The sequence below is a fragment of the Shimazuella sp. NTD247 genome, from assembly GCF_059510415.1.
Genome location: NZ_JCAJZU010000007.1, coordinates 112,818 through 128,446 on the forward strand (window position 1 = coordinate 112,818; position 15,629 = coordinate 128,446).

At 37.1% G+C, this 15,629-nt stretch carries 20 protein-coding genes; 15 read left to right on the forward strand and 5 right to left on the reverse strand.

Features of this window, described 5'->3' with window-relative positions; all coding sequences use genetic code 11:
* Positions 1 to 47 precede the first annotated feature (47 nt).
* The 4 genes from AC5WOC_RS17030 (at position 48) to AC5WOC_RS17045 (ending at position 4,189) form a co-directional block, all read left to right on the forward strand.
* A complete protein-coding gene (locus AC5WOC_RS17030; RefSeq protein ID WP_496056617.1) occupies positions 48 to 2,096 on the forward strand; it encodes an NHL repeat-containing protein in 2,049 nt (682 codons plus the stop codon).
* Between the two features lie 109 nt (positions 2,097 to 2,205).
* Positions 2,206 to 2,799: a DUF4397 domain-containing protein gene (locus AC5WOC_RS17035; protein WP_496056618.1), complete on the forward strand. Its 594-nt coding sequence runs from the start codon at positions 2,206 to 2,208 to the stop codon at positions 2,797 to 2,799.
* A 19-nt stretch (positions 2,800 to 2,818) separates the two neighbouring features.
* Complete coding sequence (locus tag AC5WOC_RS17040; RefSeq protein WP_496056619.1) at positions 2,819 to 3,415, forward strand: DUF4397 domain-containing protein; 597 nt, start codon at positions 2,819 to 2,821, stop codon at positions 3,413 to 3,415.
* 12 nt (positions 3,416 to 3,427) lie between these two features.
* On the forward strand, positions 3,428 to 4,189 hold the full coding sequence (locus AC5WOC_RS17045; protein WP_496056620.1) for a DUF4397 domain-containing protein: 762 nt from the start codon (positions 3,428 to 3,430) through the stop codon (positions 4,187 to 4,189).
* 52 nt (positions 4,190 to 4,241) lie between these two features.
* On the opposite strand, the gene AC5WOC_RS17050 is transcribed toward AC5WOC_RS17045, so the two are convergent.
* The gene (locus AC5WOC_RS17050) at positions 4,242 to 5,048 is read right to left on the reverse strand and encodes a sporulation protein (RefSeq protein ID WP_496056621.1); all 807 of its coding nucleotides are present in this window, start codon (positions 5,046 to 5,048) and stop codon (positions 4,242 to 4,244) included.
* Positions 5,049 to 5,718: 670 nt separating this feature from the next.
* On the opposite strand from AC5WOC_RS17050, the gene AC5WOC_RS17055 reads away from it, so the two are divergent.
* The 4 genes from AC5WOC_RS17055 (at position 5,719) to AC5WOC_RS17070 (ending at position 8,384) form a co-directional block, all read left to right on the forward strand.
* Positions 5,719 to 5,853, forward strand: a complete 135-nt coding sequence (locus AC5WOC_RS17055; protein WP_496056622.1) for a hypothetical protein — start codon at positions 5,719 to 5,721, stop codon at positions 5,851 to 5,853.
* A gap of 194 nt (positions 5,854 to 6,047) precedes the next feature.
* A complete protein-coding gene (locus AC5WOC_RS17060) occupies positions 6,048 to 7,013 on the forward strand; it encodes a 4-hydroxy-3-methylbut-2-enyl diphosphate reductase (protein WP_496056623.1) in 966 nt (321 codons plus the stop codon).
* 191 nt (positions 7,014 to 7,204) lie between these two features.
* Positions 7,205 to 8,062, forward strand: a complete 858-nt coding sequence (locus tag AC5WOC_RS17065; RefSeq protein ID WP_496056624.1) for an Rpn family recombination-promoting nuclease/putative transposase — start codon at positions 7,205 to 7,207, stop codon at positions 8,060 to 8,062.
* Positions 8,063 to 8,186: 124 nt separating this feature from the next.
* A complete protein-coding gene (locus tag AC5WOC_RS17070; protein ID WP_496056625.1) occupies positions 8,187 to 8,384 on the forward strand; it encodes a YwbE family protein in 198 nt (65 codons plus the stop codon).
* Between the two features lie 78 nt (positions 8,385 to 8,462).
* On the opposite strand, the gene AC5WOC_RS17075 is transcribed toward AC5WOC_RS17070, so the two are convergent.
* The gene (locus AC5WOC_RS17075; RefSeq protein ID WP_496056626.1) at positions 8,463 to 8,645 is read right to left on the reverse strand and encodes a hypothetical protein; all 183 of its coding nucleotides are present in this window, start codon (positions 8,643 to 8,645) and stop codon (positions 8,463 to 8,465) included.
* A 171-nt stretch (positions 8,646 to 8,816) separates the two neighbouring features.
* On the opposite strand from AC5WOC_RS17075, the gene AC5WOC_RS17080 reads away from it, so the two are divergent.
* Entirely contained in the window at positions 8,817 to 9,134 is a 318-nt protein-coding gene (locus AC5WOC_RS17080; protein WP_496056627.1) for a hypothetical protein, read from the forward strand.
* Between the two features lie 148 nt (positions 9,135 to 9,282).
* Here AC5WOC_RS17080 and AC5WOC_RS17085 read toward each other — a convergent pair whose 3' ends face one another.
* Positions 9,283 to 9,591, reverse strand: coding sequence for a DUF1811 family protein (locus AC5WOC_RS17085; RefSeq protein WP_496056628.1), 309 nt, complete (start codon positions 9,589 to 9,591; stop codon positions 9,283 to 9,285).
* 59 nt (positions 9,592 to 9,650) lie between these two features.
* On the opposite strand from AC5WOC_RS17085, the gene AC5WOC_RS17090 reads away from it, so the two are divergent.
* Positions 9,651 to 10,037 carry a hypothetical protein gene (locus tag AC5WOC_RS17090; protein ID WP_496056629.1) on the forward strand — a complete coding sequence of 129 codons (387 nt, stop codon included), beginning with the start codon at positions 9,651 to 9,653 and terminating at the stop codon, positions 10,035 to 10,037.
* A 3-nt stretch (positions 10,038 to 10,040) separates the two neighbouring features.
* Here AC5WOC_RS17090 and AC5WOC_RS17095 read toward each other — a convergent pair whose 3' ends face one another.
* Positions 10,041 to 10,223: a hypothetical protein gene (locus AC5WOC_RS17095; protein ID WP_496056630.1), complete on the reverse strand. Its 183-nt coding sequence runs from the start codon at positions 10,221 to 10,223 to the stop codon at positions 10,041 to 10,043.
* Between the two features lie 348 nt (positions 10,224 to 10,571).
* Here AC5WOC_RS17095 and speD point away from each other — a divergent pair, with 348 nt between their 5' ends.
* From speD to AC5WOC_RS17120, 5 genes are all read left to right on the forward strand, one after another.
* Positions 10,572 to 10,985, forward strand: coding sequence for an adenosylmethionine decarboxylase (gene speD / locus AC5WOC_RS17100; protein WP_496056631.1), 414 nt, complete (start codon positions 10,572 to 10,574; stop codon positions 10,983 to 10,985).
* A gap of 147 nt (positions 10,986 to 11,132) precedes the next feature.
* A complete protein-coding gene (locus AC5WOC_RS17105; protein ID WP_496056632.1) occupies positions 11,133 to 12,650 on the forward strand; it encodes a carboxypeptidase M32 in 1,518 nt (505 codons plus the stop codon).
* 99 nt (positions 12,651 to 12,749) lie between these two features.
* Positions 12,750 to 13,550: a hypothetical protein gene (locus AC5WOC_RS17110; protein WP_496056633.1), complete on the forward strand. Its 801-nt coding sequence runs from the start codon at positions 12,750 to 12,752 to the stop codon at positions 13,548 to 13,550.
* A gap of 30 nt (positions 13,551 to 13,580) precedes the next feature.
* On the forward strand, positions 13,581 to 14,354 hold the full coding sequence (locus AC5WOC_RS17115; RefSeq protein WP_496056634.1) for a sporulation protein: 774 nt from the start codon (positions 13,581 to 13,583) through the stop codon (positions 14,352 to 14,354).
* Between the two features lie 87 nt (positions 14,355 to 14,441).
* Positions 14,442 to 14,717, forward strand: a complete 276-nt coding sequence (locus tag AC5WOC_RS17120) for a hypothetical protein (RefSeq protein ID WP_496056635.1) — start codon at positions 14,442 to 14,444, stop codon at positions 14,715 to 14,717.
* 26 nt (positions 14,718 to 14,743) lie between these two features.
* On the opposite strand, the gene AC5WOC_RS17125 is transcribed toward AC5WOC_RS17120, so the two are convergent.
* Positions 14,744 to 15,601 (reverse strand): PIG-L family deacetylase, encoded by an 858-nt coding sequence (locus AC5WOC_RS17125; protein WP_496056636.1) that lies wholly within the window; start codon positions 15,599 to 15,601, stop codon positions 14,744 to 14,746.
* Positions 15,602 to 15,629 lie beyond the last annotated feature (28 nt).

The following is a 15,629-nucleotide window of genomic DNA, read 5'->3' on the forward strand; positions in this document are numbered from 1 at the left end:
AATTGTTTTCTAAGAATAAGATATAGCATGTAAGCCAGAATAGGAGTATGACATACTCTTACTCTAAAAAAAAGCGGAAAAGACGACATCTCTATCACTCTCTTATCTTTTTTGTTGGTCTCGGATTTGGTGTATGGTTACATGGAACCGTTTATGCAGATGAAATGGTAGATCTAGGACCTCAAGTCTATGATTTAACGCTATATAAATCCACTTTTGGAAAAGATTCCAAAGGCAACCCTGTTGTGTATGCCCCTATTGTAGGTAATCCAAGTAAGCTAGTTATTGCTGATTTGCAGACAAGAAAAGTAAAAAAGATTATTCCCATTCCTGGAGCCAAGGGTGCTTGGACTATTACTGTCGCAACAGATGGGAAGGTTTGGATCGGTACCTATAGTAATGGTCATGTATATCGTTATGATCCAGTTACGGAAATATTAATGGATATGGGCCGTTCGCCAACAGGCAGTAATGTTCTCTATGGTTTAATGCCAGGAAAAGATGGTTCTGTATACGGCGGCTCATTTGGTTCAGCGAAAATATTCGCTTATGGTTCTACAGGAAAATCGCATGATCTAGGATCTGTTTATCCAGATGTGTATGCACGTGATTTAGCATTAGATTCAGCAAATAATGTTCTTTATGCTGGTGTAGGAGCAGTTAGAGCAAATGTAGTTCGATATGATTTAACTTCAGGAGTAAAAACTCCTATTCTACCAGTTGAGTACCAAACTGATTCGTTTGCTTATGATTTGGATTTTGTAGCTAATAAATTATTTGTAAAATTGGAGCCTTCCTTTCGAGAACTCGTTTTAGATCCGGTTTCAGGGAAGCCAGATATTGTAACAGATGGTGTTACGAAAATAAAACAAGAATATTTCCCAATAGGTTCTCGTGGAGTGTCACCACTAGCTCCAGATGGTAGGTCTGTCTATTTCTCCTATAAATATCAATTATATCGGTATGATATGTATACCAAAATTTATCATCCAGTCCCAGGTGCTTCTTTAGCGAGTAACGTGATAAGTTGGGGATGGGAAGAATTTGATGAGCCGAGCTTTCCAGGAAAGACACTCATTGGCATGGTTGGCAATTATGATGGAAGGGCGTTTCGTTATAATCCTATAACTGGTGCTCATGAAGAGTTCATATTGCCCTTTCCTTCACAGCCGTTGGATTTGTATCATGTGATTGCTAGTCCCGATAAAAAAATTTATTCCAGTGCTTATATCAATGGTTCACTTGGTATTTATGATACTGAAACAGGAAAACATACACAGTTCCCTGGATTAGGGCAAGTCGAAAGCTGGATTTGGCACGACAATAAATTGTATGCAGGAACGTATCCAGAAGGAAAGATCTTGCTGTATGATCCAAGGCGAACATGGAAAGTGAAGCAAAACCCCATGGTTTTATTTCATTTAAAAGATCATGAACAAATTCGCCCTCTTTCGATTGCTATTCACAATAAAAAGCTCTATGTTGCCTCTAGATCAGAGTATGGAACATGGGGTGGAGCACTTTCCATTTATGACCTAGTAAAGAAAGGGAAGCCGATCGTCCTGCGGCATATTGTTCAAGATCAGACGATTTCTTCGCTTGCATTAAAAAATAATTCTTTATGGGTAGGTTCGAGTATTGAGGGTGGAGATGCAACTACACCAAAAGCATCTGAAGCTGTATTGTTTGAATTCGATACCAAAACGAATAAAAGACTAGGAACTTATAACCCACTAGTGAAAGGTACACCTTTTCGAATTAGTGGAATGACAATAGGACCAAATGGGAAATTATGGGGAGTTTCCGATGGTATATTGTTTCAATTTGATCCAGTGCAGAAAAAATCAATAAAACAAATGGTGCTTGCTAAAGGTGGAAGTTCCACAGGTGCATCTATCGTATTTCATCCTAATGGTTATGTGTATGTCACAACAGACGGAGGTTTGTATAAAGTCGATCCGAGAGCTTGGAGGGTCTGGAGAATACCTTATACAACAAATCTATATCGTCTCGTTCGTGTTGAAAATGATTTGTATATGAAAGCAGGTCCACAAGTGAATATTGGTGTGAATATCGTTAAATACACTCCAGAATGAATGGATTCTTAAGAGAGGCAATCAGCCTCTCTTTTTACTTTTTCAAACATGGGTTGATGATCATATGCATAGTATTAGTAAGAATAGTGTTCCGAAAGGAGGGAGTCGGGTGATAGCAGGAGTTAGAATTCTACATGCGAGTATACAAAAAGGTGAATTTGATATTTATATTAATGATCGTTTATGTACAGAACGATTTCCATTCACCGCTATTACCCAGTACATGCAACTCCCTGCTGGAGATAACTGGGTTGAAGTGTTTCGTTCAGATGATCAGAAAGCAATTTATCGAAGGATGATCTCGGTTCGGTCTGATAGATGTTATACAGTTTGCCTACAGCCGAAAAAAATATTTATTGTAGAAGATGGGTTGTTTATACAAAACCAGATGACAGGACCATATCTTCGTTTTATTCATTTATTGACTAGCGGACCAAATATGGATTTGGTTAATGTTAGTGGTACATGCTTGTTTTCTAATAATGGATTTATGGGCGTGAGTAGATATCGTGCGATACCTCCACAAATAACAAATCTTTCTTTACGGGTCTCAGGTACAAAAAATATACTACTTCATACACCTTTATATCGTTTGGAATCTAGTCGTGTTTTTTCGGTCTATGTACTAGGGGAGTCAGCCTCATCTGATGTGCGTGTATTAATCGTACCTGATCGAGAAAATCCAAATTATAAAAAAGAGTAGATGGTGGTGATGAAAGGAAATGTCAGAGGAAATAAGCCAAACATTCTATTCGCCGATATCTTTGCGTGTTTTGCATGCTTCCCTTCAACTGCCAGTTGAGGTTGATATTTATATTAATAACAAAAAATGGTTTACTCGATTAAGATTTGGACAGATCACTGTTCCTTTCTCTCCAAGTAATAACGAATTACTTCTAACAATAGTTGATTCTGCTTCCCGAAAAGAAATATTGGAAACTGCGGTAAGCCCCAAGTCAAAAGGAGGGTACACACTCGCTCTGTTTGATAAAAAGAAAAAAACTGGTATTTCGCTGTTCCGTGATGATTCCACTCCTGTTAAAAATAGAGTGAAACTTCGTTTCATTCAATTAGCCTCGCCCATCCAACCTTTAAATGTTTCTAGTGTTGATTATGTATTATTTTCGAATGTAAAAGTCGGAGAGAGTCGGTTTCTAACACTACCTGAATACAAATCAGCAATTTCTCTACATATGAAAAATACAAATCCAGTGACATATCAAGTACCAAGTGTTCATTTACATGAGGGAGAAGCATATACATTTTTTGTAATTGGATCTAATTCCCGTTTTCATTTGTTAATTTTTAAAGAAAGTTAACTGGAGGTTTATATGTGGAGAGATGAGTTAGAAAAGGTTACACAATACTACTTTTTGGCACACTACTATAAAGATATTGATTCTAATCGATATCAAAAGTACATATCAGCATACCAGCATCATCTCAAAAAATACGTGAATAAATATGAAAAAAACAGTGTTGGGCATCAAACCATTCCTATTCAGGCGAGTATGTCAAAGGTTCGCTTCTTACACGCTGCAGAAGTAGCTGCTAGACAACCAATCGATGTACATATTGATGGGAAATTAATCACCACCATTACCTATGTTACTGTTAATCCACATGTTCCATTAACAACCGGAAAGCATTCAATTGCTCTTTATCCTGCAAGACAAACATCTAACCCTATTTGGAAACAAGAAATAATAGTAGACAGCGGGAAAAGGTACTTGCTGGCAGTGGCAAATAAAAGTAAGAATCCAGAAGACGGTGTCCAACTTATTTCATATGAGGAAGCAGAAACGATACCAGCAAATAAAATAAAACTCCGCTTTATCCACCTGTCATCTGCTGCTTCATCCCTGGATTTGAGAGATGAGAACCGCCATGTATCTTTTACCGATGCCAGTTATAAAGAAAATACTCCCTATACGACCACTACCTCAGGAAGAACAAATATCATGGTGCGCACAACAGGAACGCAAGATCAAATAGCTTCCATTGCGTTTGACACCACAGCACAACGTGCTTATACGCTGATTGTTGCTGGGGATGCTGGCAATCCGTATTGGTTGCTGCTTTTGGATAAATAAAAATGAGTTGTCGTTTGAATAGAAATAAAAATAAGCTACGGGAATTTGTAGCTTATTTTTTACGGCGGTCGAACTCGCGAACAAGATCATTAACAAATTTACCCATGGCACCGACAAAGGATGATCTTGGAGCTGCATCTTGTTCCTTGCCTTCCACTAGGTCGGAAAGTGTATGTTGTAAGTATGATTTTAAATCTCCCAAGTCTTCTACTAAGTCCAAAGGCAGAACAATTTCATGCTGCTTGTCTCTGCTTCCAAAAAAGGAATGAATGGTTAAATCGACCAATAATCGAATTTGATGTGGATCTAGTGCTACAATGAATGATAAACGCTCTAATTTTCCTAATAAAAATGTAGTAGGAGAAAAAATAAATTCTTGTGTAACGCCGTTGAAAAGCCGAGAATCAGAGTGTTCTTGGAATCCTAATTGTTCCAAAGCTAACAAAGTTTGTTTTAAATCAAAGGATGGTGTAACAATAATCTCGTCGCGATCAGTTGAATCAATCCCGCCTTGTATGTCTAAATGGGTAGATAAGTAATACGAAGCAGATGGACTAGAAACTAAGAGATCTTCTGGTATTGGAAGTTCAAATGGTACGACACGCTGTTGTCCAGGTTGAATGTGAAAGGATGCTTGATAGGGAATGACTGCGATAAGATGGGAGATACTTTTATCGTCTTTTGTTTTTAATTCAAAATATAATTCCACTTCGATTTTGTTAATTATTTGCTCCACTGAGCCTCCCTTGAGTACAAGTTCCCCTTTTACCTGACTGCCAAGAGGGATTTCTGCTTGGTATAAAACTAAGTCTATTTGTGCTGATCCTTTTCCTAGTATAGCCATCATTTTTTTAAACATGGTGAATCCACATCCTTGTTCGTACACTATGTATTTATTTTACCATAGAAATCAGGGGATTACCCTTGTATCAAGGGACGGGAAGCGATTTTATACTTAATTTTTTATAAGGCATTGGTTATTAATGGGTTGAAAAGGGATTTTTGTGTATAATAAGGTGAGAATTGTGCAACAGAAGTATCAAGATTTTATGACGATTTTGCAATAGATCACCATTCTTCATTAAAAAAATATTATAGTATGGAGTGAGAATAATCACCTAAGGATAAGGAGGCTATGGTCAAAAATGAATGAATCTTTTCTGGACTCATCTGCTCTACTTATATTTTCTATGGGGATTTCATTTGTGCTTGCAACATTGTATATCCGTGAGCGAATTAAAAATTCATCTAAATCATAAATAAAAACCTTGCCTGTAGGGCAAGGTTTTTAATCATTTCATGAATAAAAAAAAGGCGGGGTTCCCGCCATTTATACTAACATCCACAGCCTGGATCACGATGGTGATGAGTTGAGGAAGACTCTCGACGATAAGAAGAGGATTCACAAGGATCATAACGATGATGACGATGTCTCCATTGCTCTTTGCACCATTTCATATACATTCTGAGCATTTGTGTTTCATAACGATGACACATTTTCATGTGACGGTACATGTGATGTAACATTTTTGGATCGCATGGTACTGCACAATGATGATGATGTTTATGTGGTGGATGGTAAGGTGGTTGATATGGTGGATATGGTTGTGGTTGTGGTCTTGGAACTGGTTTCAAAGGTGGCATTGGTGGCAAAACAGGTTTAACAGGTGGTCTTTGTTCCATTTATAATCACAATCCCTTCTGTTTTGATGACACGATATCGTATGTATGACCCAAAGCAAATGTACCTGTTCAATTCGCCCAACTTTGGGTTATTGTAGGGATATCGGTATTGACGTTTATTTGCAAGCATGGTTGAATGCGATATAATGGTTTTGACATATGGGAGGTTTTACAGATGGAAGTCAAAAGAATTACTCCACGCGGTTACTGTTATGGAGTAGTTGATGCAATGGTACTCGCGCGACAAGCAGCTAGTAATCTGGATTTACCACGACCTATCTATATTTTAGGTATGATCGTTCATAATAAACATGTAGTAGATGCTTTTACAGAAGAAGAAATTATTACATTGGATGGACCGAATCGTTTAGAAATACTAGAGAAAATTGATAAAGGAACAGTTATTTTTACTGCGCATGGTGTTTCTCCGGAAGTTCGCAGGAGGGCGAGAGAACGCGGTCTAACGATAGTGGATGCAACGTGCCCAGATGTAACAAAAACGCATGATCTAATCCGAGAAAAAGTAAGTGAAGGATACCAAATTATTTATATTGGTAAACAAGGTCATCCGGAACCAGAAGGTGCACAAGGAGTAGCTCCTGACCATGTCTTTTTGGTAGAAAACAAAGAGGACATAGATAATTTATCATTTGATGAAAATGATAAACTACTAGTGACCAATCAAACCACAATGAGTCAATGGGATACCAAACATTTGATGAATATGGTTTTGGCAAAGTATCCAAAAGTAGAAATTCACAATGAAATTTGCCTTGCTACACAAGAACGCCAAGAAGCAGTTGCAGAGCAAGCAGTAGGTACAGATTTGGTAATTGTAGTAGGAGATCCAATGAGTAATAACTCAAATCGACTTGCCCAAGTGTCACAAGATATTGCAGGTGTACCAGCATATCGAATTGGAGATGTAAGTGAGATTCAATTGGAATGGTTGAAAGGAGCAAAACTTGTTGGCGTTACTGCCGGTGCTTCTACGCCAACCCCAATCACAAGAGAAGTAATACAGTATTTAGAGCAGTATGACCCTGAAGATGAGTTGACATGGGAAAGAAAACGTACTGTTAATACAAAAAAAATCTTGCCGCCTGTGCGGAAAAAGAAGACAGAAACAGCAAAAAAATAAGCCTTTATGGGCTTTTTTTCGTTTCTATTATAAGAATTTTCCTAATTTATGTATTTACAAACGTACATTCGTCGTGCTAAAATTACTGAAATTTATCCGCCTAAAAATTCCCATTCATTTCAATCGTGAAATAATAATAGGTTTGGGTTTTTTAGGTGATATAATGATCATAATAAAAGGACGATGAAAGAATGGATGTATTAGATCCGAAGGTTGATTTTGTATTTAAAAAAATTTTTGGCAGCGAAGAAAACAAGGATGTGCTTCTGTCTTTTCTAAATCATACCTTAAAAGAAACAGAACAATATCCTCTTACCCACATCACTTTGATGAACCCTCATCTTGATAAAACTTTGTTGAAGGATAAGTTGTCCATTTTAGATGTGAGAGCAGAGACAGCAGATGGGAAGCAAATCAACTTAGAAATACAACTTTTCAATAAGTACGACATACAAAAACGCACTTTATTTTATTGGTCTAAAATGTATAGTGGGCAATTGGAAAAAGGACAACAGTATGGTGATTTAAAAAAGACGATAACGATTAACATCTTAAATTTTTCGGTAATACCAAATAATCGCTACCATAGTATTTTTCATCTGCGCGAAGATCATACTCAGCATATATTAACGGAGGATATAGAGATTCATTTTTTAGAACTCCCAAAATTGGTAAAACCTTATCGTTTGACAGATCACCTTGTTCGATGGCTGACCTTTTTAAAGGGAGTAGATCATAGCAAATGGAAGGAGTTGTCAGAAGATATGCCTGAATTAAAAAAAGCAATGACTACATTGGAGTTTTTAAGTCAGGATAAAGAAGCACGCATGTTGTATGAAATGAGGATGAAAGCATTAATGGATGAACGTTCAGCCCTGGGCACAGCAGAAAAACGCGGAATGGAGAAGGGTTTAAAAGAAGGAATTGAAAAAGGAATCGAAGAGACGATTAAAAACATGTTAAAGATCGGGGTTGCTGTCTCCATATTAGCTGAAGCTACAGGAATGACAGAAGAAGAAATTCTTAAAATCAAAGCTGAAATGGAATAAATTTTTAAGAGCCATCGAATTCTATTTTCTTTTGAGAAGGAAGATGGCTTTTTTTATTGATTTAGCTGTCTTAAATTCGAAAAAAGTCATACAATAAAGGAAATGTAAACTTTGGGGGTATATTATGGACGGAAAAATAAGAAGTAACTTATCACCAGGAATGTTAGTCGATATTATTTTGAAAAAAGATCAGCGGACAGGAAATCGTACAAGAGGAATTATCAAGAATTTATTAACAAATTCTCCAACCCATCCGCATGGGATAAAAGTGAGATTGGAAGATGGACAAGTTGGCAGAGTGATTGAAATTATTGAAGAATAATATATGAAGTATAATTTTGTTACATATTACAGGATTTGAATTGTACATAACAATAGCGACCGATGGTCGCTAGAAATTTCAGTATATTTTCGATAAAGTTAATTGCTTTGGGTCGCGGTGCATAAAATCATAACATTGGTTCATTGTTCCGCGAAATTCAATACGATGATCCTTTTTCATTGGATTATACCAAGCAAAATAATTATCCTCATGAATAATAGATGGTGGTAATTTTTCCGAATCTCGAATGACATAATACATAACCGAGCACCTCCTAGTTGTATTATGATCAAAAAAAGGAATAATTAACCATATGGTTCGGACTATTATTTTTCGATTTAATAACTAAATAAATTGCAGAATAATTTGCAATAGTGTTAAGCTATGTATAGTCAAGCCGGAGACAGAATTCTTCTCATTCAGGAGATTGAAATGATACAGGATCTGGTGGTGCGCAGGAAGCAAGACCATGTGACGATCATCGGAGTCAAGGGTACGGATATCTGGTTCTGCTTCGACAACAGGTTCTACAATGTCACCATTGCCCGTGATGGGAAGCGGATGTTCGTCGAAAAGATGATGTCCGCGAAGGCTGCTGCAGAGGAGATGGATCTCCACTACGAGCTTCAGAGCAGTCAAGGATCTTATCAGGTTCGCGAGACCGGATGGCTGTGCATGGACGACGGCGATCTGTCGATCTGCTCTGAGGATGGTAAGTTGGAGAAGAAAACCAACTACACCAACCTCTAATTCCAACAAGAATACCTCATTTCTTCTATTAGAATGAGGTATAAACTCTATCTAGATGATGCTTTGTCTGGATAGAGTGAGGAAATAAGTGCTTTTAAAATAGATGATAATAAAGCCAAAGCTCTTTATAGAAGAGATTTGGCTTTATTTAGTTTGTATGTATTAACAATGAAATCGGGAAAGCTTCTTTTTTCGATTTTCCTTCAAATGTTCCCCATGCATAGATTCCATTGAGATAGTCTACTTGAAATGTATTTTTAAATCCTTGCACTTTGTACATTGCACCAATAGAAATAGTATCTGGGTCTATTTGATAAGATTTCGCAATATCTATTTTTTGTCTGATGATTGCGGCATTGCTTTCGAGTTTATTTTTTTCAGCCTCTATAAGTTGCACTTCTAGTTCTTTGATGGTTTTTTTTAGTTCCTCTGGTGACATTTGGCTGTATCGTTTCACTTGTATCTCCTCCTTCTGTATAATAGTCATCATACATTACAATAAGAAAAGGTGATAGGATGAAAGAACGATATGTTCCAAAGATACATGAAGCCGCTATTCCAGAGGATGGGGGCTGGGTGGATAGTGAAGAGAGTCCTATACTCTTACTGTCTATCCCTACATGGGAAAAATTAGAGACAAATCCAGAACATGTAAAAGCGTATACGTGGATGTATGATCGTGAACAAGATGCTTATTTATTTTGTTTTCAGCTCAAGGATGGTTCTGAAAAAGCGATTGCCTTTATATCTGATCATGCCGGATTATTATTGCGGGATGAACAAGCAAAAGGTAAGTTTTCCATGATGATAATGAATCGACCTTTGCAGGAAGTAAGTTCTTCTCAATCTGTTTTGCTCATTGAAAATATTACATTAATCCGTCATCCAGTCGCGGGATGGTAAAAATTAAAATTCGTCATGCTCGTGAAGAAGATGGACTGGTTGGGCATAATCATAATTTTTTTCGGTTTTTAAGCGGTCCAGTACCTTTTTGTATTCATCTACTCTTATGTAAGTTTGTTCTTCTTCAATTACTTTTGTCAGGGCGAGGATTACAATTGCTACTTCTTGTTCATTAAGATAGATCATAATAACCTCCTAAATGATTTGTTTCATTTATTATCTCCAAAAAGCAATAAGAATTGACATAATGAGCCGATTTTTGTAAGGTAACAAAGGAGTGTTTTTTTGGAGTGTATAATATTCTTTTCAAGAAGATTATTTTTCTAAAAGCAATTGAATTTCTCCACATAATATGATAAGGTACAGAATGTTGCAACCAAACAAAATCAAAAAAACCAACTTGAGCTATTAGGATCAGTGATTCACTCAAAGGGTTGGGACCTCATTGGACTAACCTTCCCCCATAAGTGATCCAATACGATCCTAGCGGAATTTGGCTCACACCAATTTTTTGCTAGGAAGGGGGGCCGAAAGATGGAAGAATATTCTACTTTCGGAAGGCATGTGGCTATGGATGCCTGGGGTGTGCCGTTTGACCTATTAAACAATGCAGAAGAACTAAAGAAGTATATGCTACAGGCTGCTGAGTCTTGTGGTGCATCTGTTCTGTCGGTACAGGCCCAAAAATTTGACCCTCAAGGTGTTACAGTTCTTGTTATGTTATCGGAGAGTCATCTCTCGATCCATACTTATCCTGAAAAAGGATTCGCTGCGCTGGACTGTTATACTTGTGGTCATACGGTTGACCCACAGATCGCCATTGACTATATGGTTGGATATCTTCAACCATCGCAGGCTTTTGCAAAAGTCTTAAAACGTGGCGATGGACCAATTGTTGATCTAGAACAGCCTACAATAGAGCGTACAAAAAAAGTCATTTCTTTTTAAGGGATGTATTTTTAAAGCGGTGGTTTTTCTACTATTACAGTAGAAATCGCCGCTTTTTTTTGCGATGATAGGAGAGTAAGTTTTCCAAGTAAGCAGGAAAAATAAATACGTTCATTGTATGCTATGGGTAGGAAAGGGGTCTTAGTAGTGGAAGTCTATCAATCATTTCGGAGTTATTTACAAGATTATACCAATTTACAATCGTTTATTCATCTACTCGTATGGGATCAGTCTACAGGTATGCCTTCAGCCAATGCAGATTACCGAGGTGAACAACTAGGATTTATAAGTAAACTGGTTCATGAGAAATTGATCGATCCCAAAATGGGTGAGATGCTTGACAAACTAGTGCCATGGACAGATACATTGCCTGTGGATTCTTTAGAGGCTCGTCTGATAAAAGAAGTGGCGAGGCAGTATGAAAAATCGGTTAAAGTACCTTCCTCTTTTATGGAGAAATTTTTTGCACACACTGCTCGTGTCTACCAGACTTGGGTCAAAGCAAGAGAACAGAATGATTTTGCTCTTGTTTCTCCATTACTTAGGGAATCCGTAGAGTACAGCAAAGAATATGCATCTTATTTTCCGGAATATGATCATGTTGCAGATGCACTAATTGATCGCACAGATGAAGGCATGCATGTATCAGTTTTGCAACCGCTCTTCCAAAATCTTCGTCAACAATTGGTGCCAATCATCGAGCAGATCAAAGATTCCGAACAAGTGGATCAAAAATGTTTATTTCAACATTTTCCCAAACAAAAACAGCTTCAATTCATTGAGGTTGTTTTGGATCATATTGGTATTGATCGTGCAAGAACGATCCAAAATTTCTCCCCTCATCCTTTCATGATTCGATTAGCTGGAGATGATGTCCGTTTCACTACGCGAATTAGAGAATGGGAAATGACAGATGGATTATTCAGCAGTATGCACGAATCCGGTCATGCTTTGTACGAGTTAGGAATGTCTAGAGATTTATTTGGAACCACATTGATGGAAGGTGTGTCTTCAGGTCTTCATGAAAGTCAGTCACGCCTTTGGGAAAACCTTGTTGGCAGAAGTCGCGCATTTTGGGAATATTTTTATCCGAAACTACAATCTGTATTTCCAAGTCAACTAGGGTCTGTACCAATGGAAACGTTTTATCGTGCGATGCATCATGTGTCCACTTCTGAAATAAGAACAGAAGCTGATGAAATTACTTATAATTTGCATGTGATTATTCGTTTCGATTTGGAATTGGAGTTACTTACAGGAAAATTGGATGTCAATGATCTTCCTGATGTCTGGAGACAAAGATACAAAGAAGATCTAGGGGTAGAAGTTAAAGAAGAAAAGAATGGCGTATTACAAGACGTTCATTGGTTTACTGATTTTGTTGGCGGGCAGTTCCAAGGATACAGCATTGGTAATATATTAAGTTGTCAATTTTTTGATGCGGCAAAATCTGCACATCCGTCTATTGTACACGAGATGACACAAGGTCAATTTGACACTTTACGTAACTGGCTGACAACAAATATATACCAGCATGGAAAGAAATTCACTACGAATGAAATAATCGAAAGTGCTACTGGAAAAGAACTAACCATTGATCCATACTTGAATTATCTTGTTACAAAATATCAAACCATTTATCCCAATCTACAAGCAATCAAGTAAAACTCCTATTTATAGGAGTTTTTTTGTTCCAAAAAACAGGATTATTTGCATCAATTAGAAGGACTTTCCCATCTAAAAAGAGAAGCAAGTTGATAAACGATGAAAAGAAAGAAAGGTGCAGATGTGAATCAAGAACATGAGTACGGAGTATCATCTTTTCTATCAGCTCCCTCCTCTTTTCAAGAGACTGAAATTTGTCAAAAGGTAGCTTTTCGATTGGTACATACAGTGAAACAAAAAAGGCCGTTTGCCACATCTATATTAGAAATATATGTAACAGAGCCAATGTTTTCGGATTTGCTAAAAGATATGTATCCTGATTCTGATCTTTTTCTATTAAAGATGGAAGCAGACATTTTTGTGTCATGGAATAAACAAGCAATTGTGCAAATCGTATCAAAGCATCGGTATGGTATACCTGATCAGTTTGATATAATTATCATTTCTCCGAGCTGTCAATTTCAAAAAGAAATAAAATCTCTTTTTACTTTAAGTAAGCGTTTGCTGCAAAATACAGGGTTGGCAGCATCAACTTTTTTTGGGCCAGACACTTTTTTGGAATTACATACTTGTTTAAATTGGATTGATAGCCCAAGTAATGAACATCTTGATTCTTACTTTACAGAAAAAAATTACTGGGAGATGAATCTTCAACAAGCTGGATATCATATAGAAGCTTGCCAAGAAGTACAATTTCGAAAAACATATCATAATTCCCACGCTGTTTTTCAGATGGCAGCAACACTTGGATATTTTCGATCGATGGAAAAAGCATTATCTAGTGATGGGAATCATATGTTGCATAATTGGATGAAAGCATATAATCAAGGATTTCGCACCAAAGATGGAAATGTTTATACAACCTATCATTTTATCGAACTCATTGGATCTTTTCTTTGATACAATAGTATCAAAGAGGAGGATGCCTACATGTTGAAAAAGTTTTTAGCATCGATTGGATTTGGTTCAGCGAAGGTAAATTTACAACTTGATCAAGATGTTGTGACAATGGGACAACCGATCACAGGTAAGATTTTTATCGTTGGGGGAGAAACAGAACAAGTTACCGAAGGGCTAAAAGTAACGTTTAATTTGTCCTCTCGCTATACATCAGGAGATCACCAGCATCATGTTTCCGAAAAAATCGTTACCATTCCAATTACAAATGAAAAGTTAATTGTCGGACCTGGTTCCCGCTTTGAATATCCTTTTTCTTTTGTATGTCCAGAAGGTTTGCCGATTAGTTCCGTATGGACTCATTATTATTTTGAAACTGACCTCGATATCGATCAAGGAGTAGATGCAAAAGACCGTGATTTGGTGCAGGTATTACCCTCAGGAATGCTTCGGAACTTTTTTGATGCTTTTGCTGCTCTCGGATTTCGGCAGTATGCAGAAGGATATACAGGCAAGTATAATCAGGCAATGCAGATTATTCAGTTTCATCCGACCACATGGTTACGTGGACAATATGATGAAATTGTCTTTTCCTATGCGACACAACTTGCTGAAACACAGGTAACAGGTTGGTTTGAATTAGATAAAAAGACACATGGGCTGATGGGAGCCATTGCAGATGAGTTAGATTTGGATGAGAGAAAAGGGCATTATACCTTTTATGCTACTGATCTGGCATCTGTTGAGAAAGCGATGGAAACCATTCGTACTTTTATCGTAAAACATTCTGAGGGATTAATGGGATAATAAAATAGATTTTATTTCTTATTGAATAGATCGCTTGCATCGAATAAACTTTTTTTAGCTGACTATGGTGCGAAGCGAGGGATGAAAATGGCAAAACCGATCAAAAAGGGAAAAAGTAGATTTACAAGCGGAGTTAGTGGAAAGCAAATAGCAGGATTTATTATTGGGATTCTCTTTTTTGCAGCAATTATATTTGCTGTCTACTGGCTATACCAAAGTGGTTCACTGCAATCAGATATTTCAAAAAGTAATGGTGTTTCATCCATTAAATCATTTATTGCGGAAAATGGCTTGAAGTCTACAGGAATACTAGTATTAGCTGTTGGCGGATTATTATTTGCATTTGTGTTTAATAAAAAATAACCAGAGAATTTGTTCTCTGGTTATTTTTATTTGGGCGTCAATACGGAATACTTATTTGCATCCAAAGATTGAAATTGTTCGCTTACACTGTTGTAGCCGCAAGCATACCATCCATTGTTAGGATCCCATCGATTATAAGTCATAATCGATGATTCGATGTATTTTGCATCATTTGGATTTATTAATTTGATATGTTTTCCTTTTACCTGTTTTTTGGCAAATCGAGACATATAAATAGAAGCATACGTGTTTTTCTTTTTAATCTTGCCTTCTTTGTACAGTTCATTGATGACTTTACCTGTCATGGAATGTTCCTGTAATACATCCATTTGACTCATTCCATTATGGGTTACATCATTGGATAAGCTCTCAAAATACAGGGCAATTTGTCTTATTAAGCTTTCTTTAAAGTTCTTTTTACCAGGATCATATATGTCGCGATGTTCGCTGTCGATTCCTAGTGCATCTGCTGAATATAAAAATTCTCTGACGCGGGAAACTCCAATTTCTCGCGGAGTCATCTTTTTTGGCGAAATCATTTTATTTAATTTGGTTATTATCGCTGAACCTTCACCATGGGTAAATAAGATCAGGTAAACCACTTTTCCAGCATCTAGATCGTTACGAATAGGTACTCCAAAAGTTAATACTTCATCGTCTGGGTGTGGTACATAATAAACGGAAATAGGTTTGTTTTTTAGCGATTCTTCAGAAATCCGAAGTTTGGTAAGTCCAAATGCTCGAGGATCTTTGACTTTGTGAAGTTTTCCATCTGAGACACTTGTAGCGTTTACGCTGTAACCCATTTCAAAAAAACTGTAAATAACGTAACAAGCCAGAAAAAACGACGCAAGCAGAAAAAAACGTAATGTCCACTTTCCCATCTTACATTCCCCTTAAGCATAATGATTC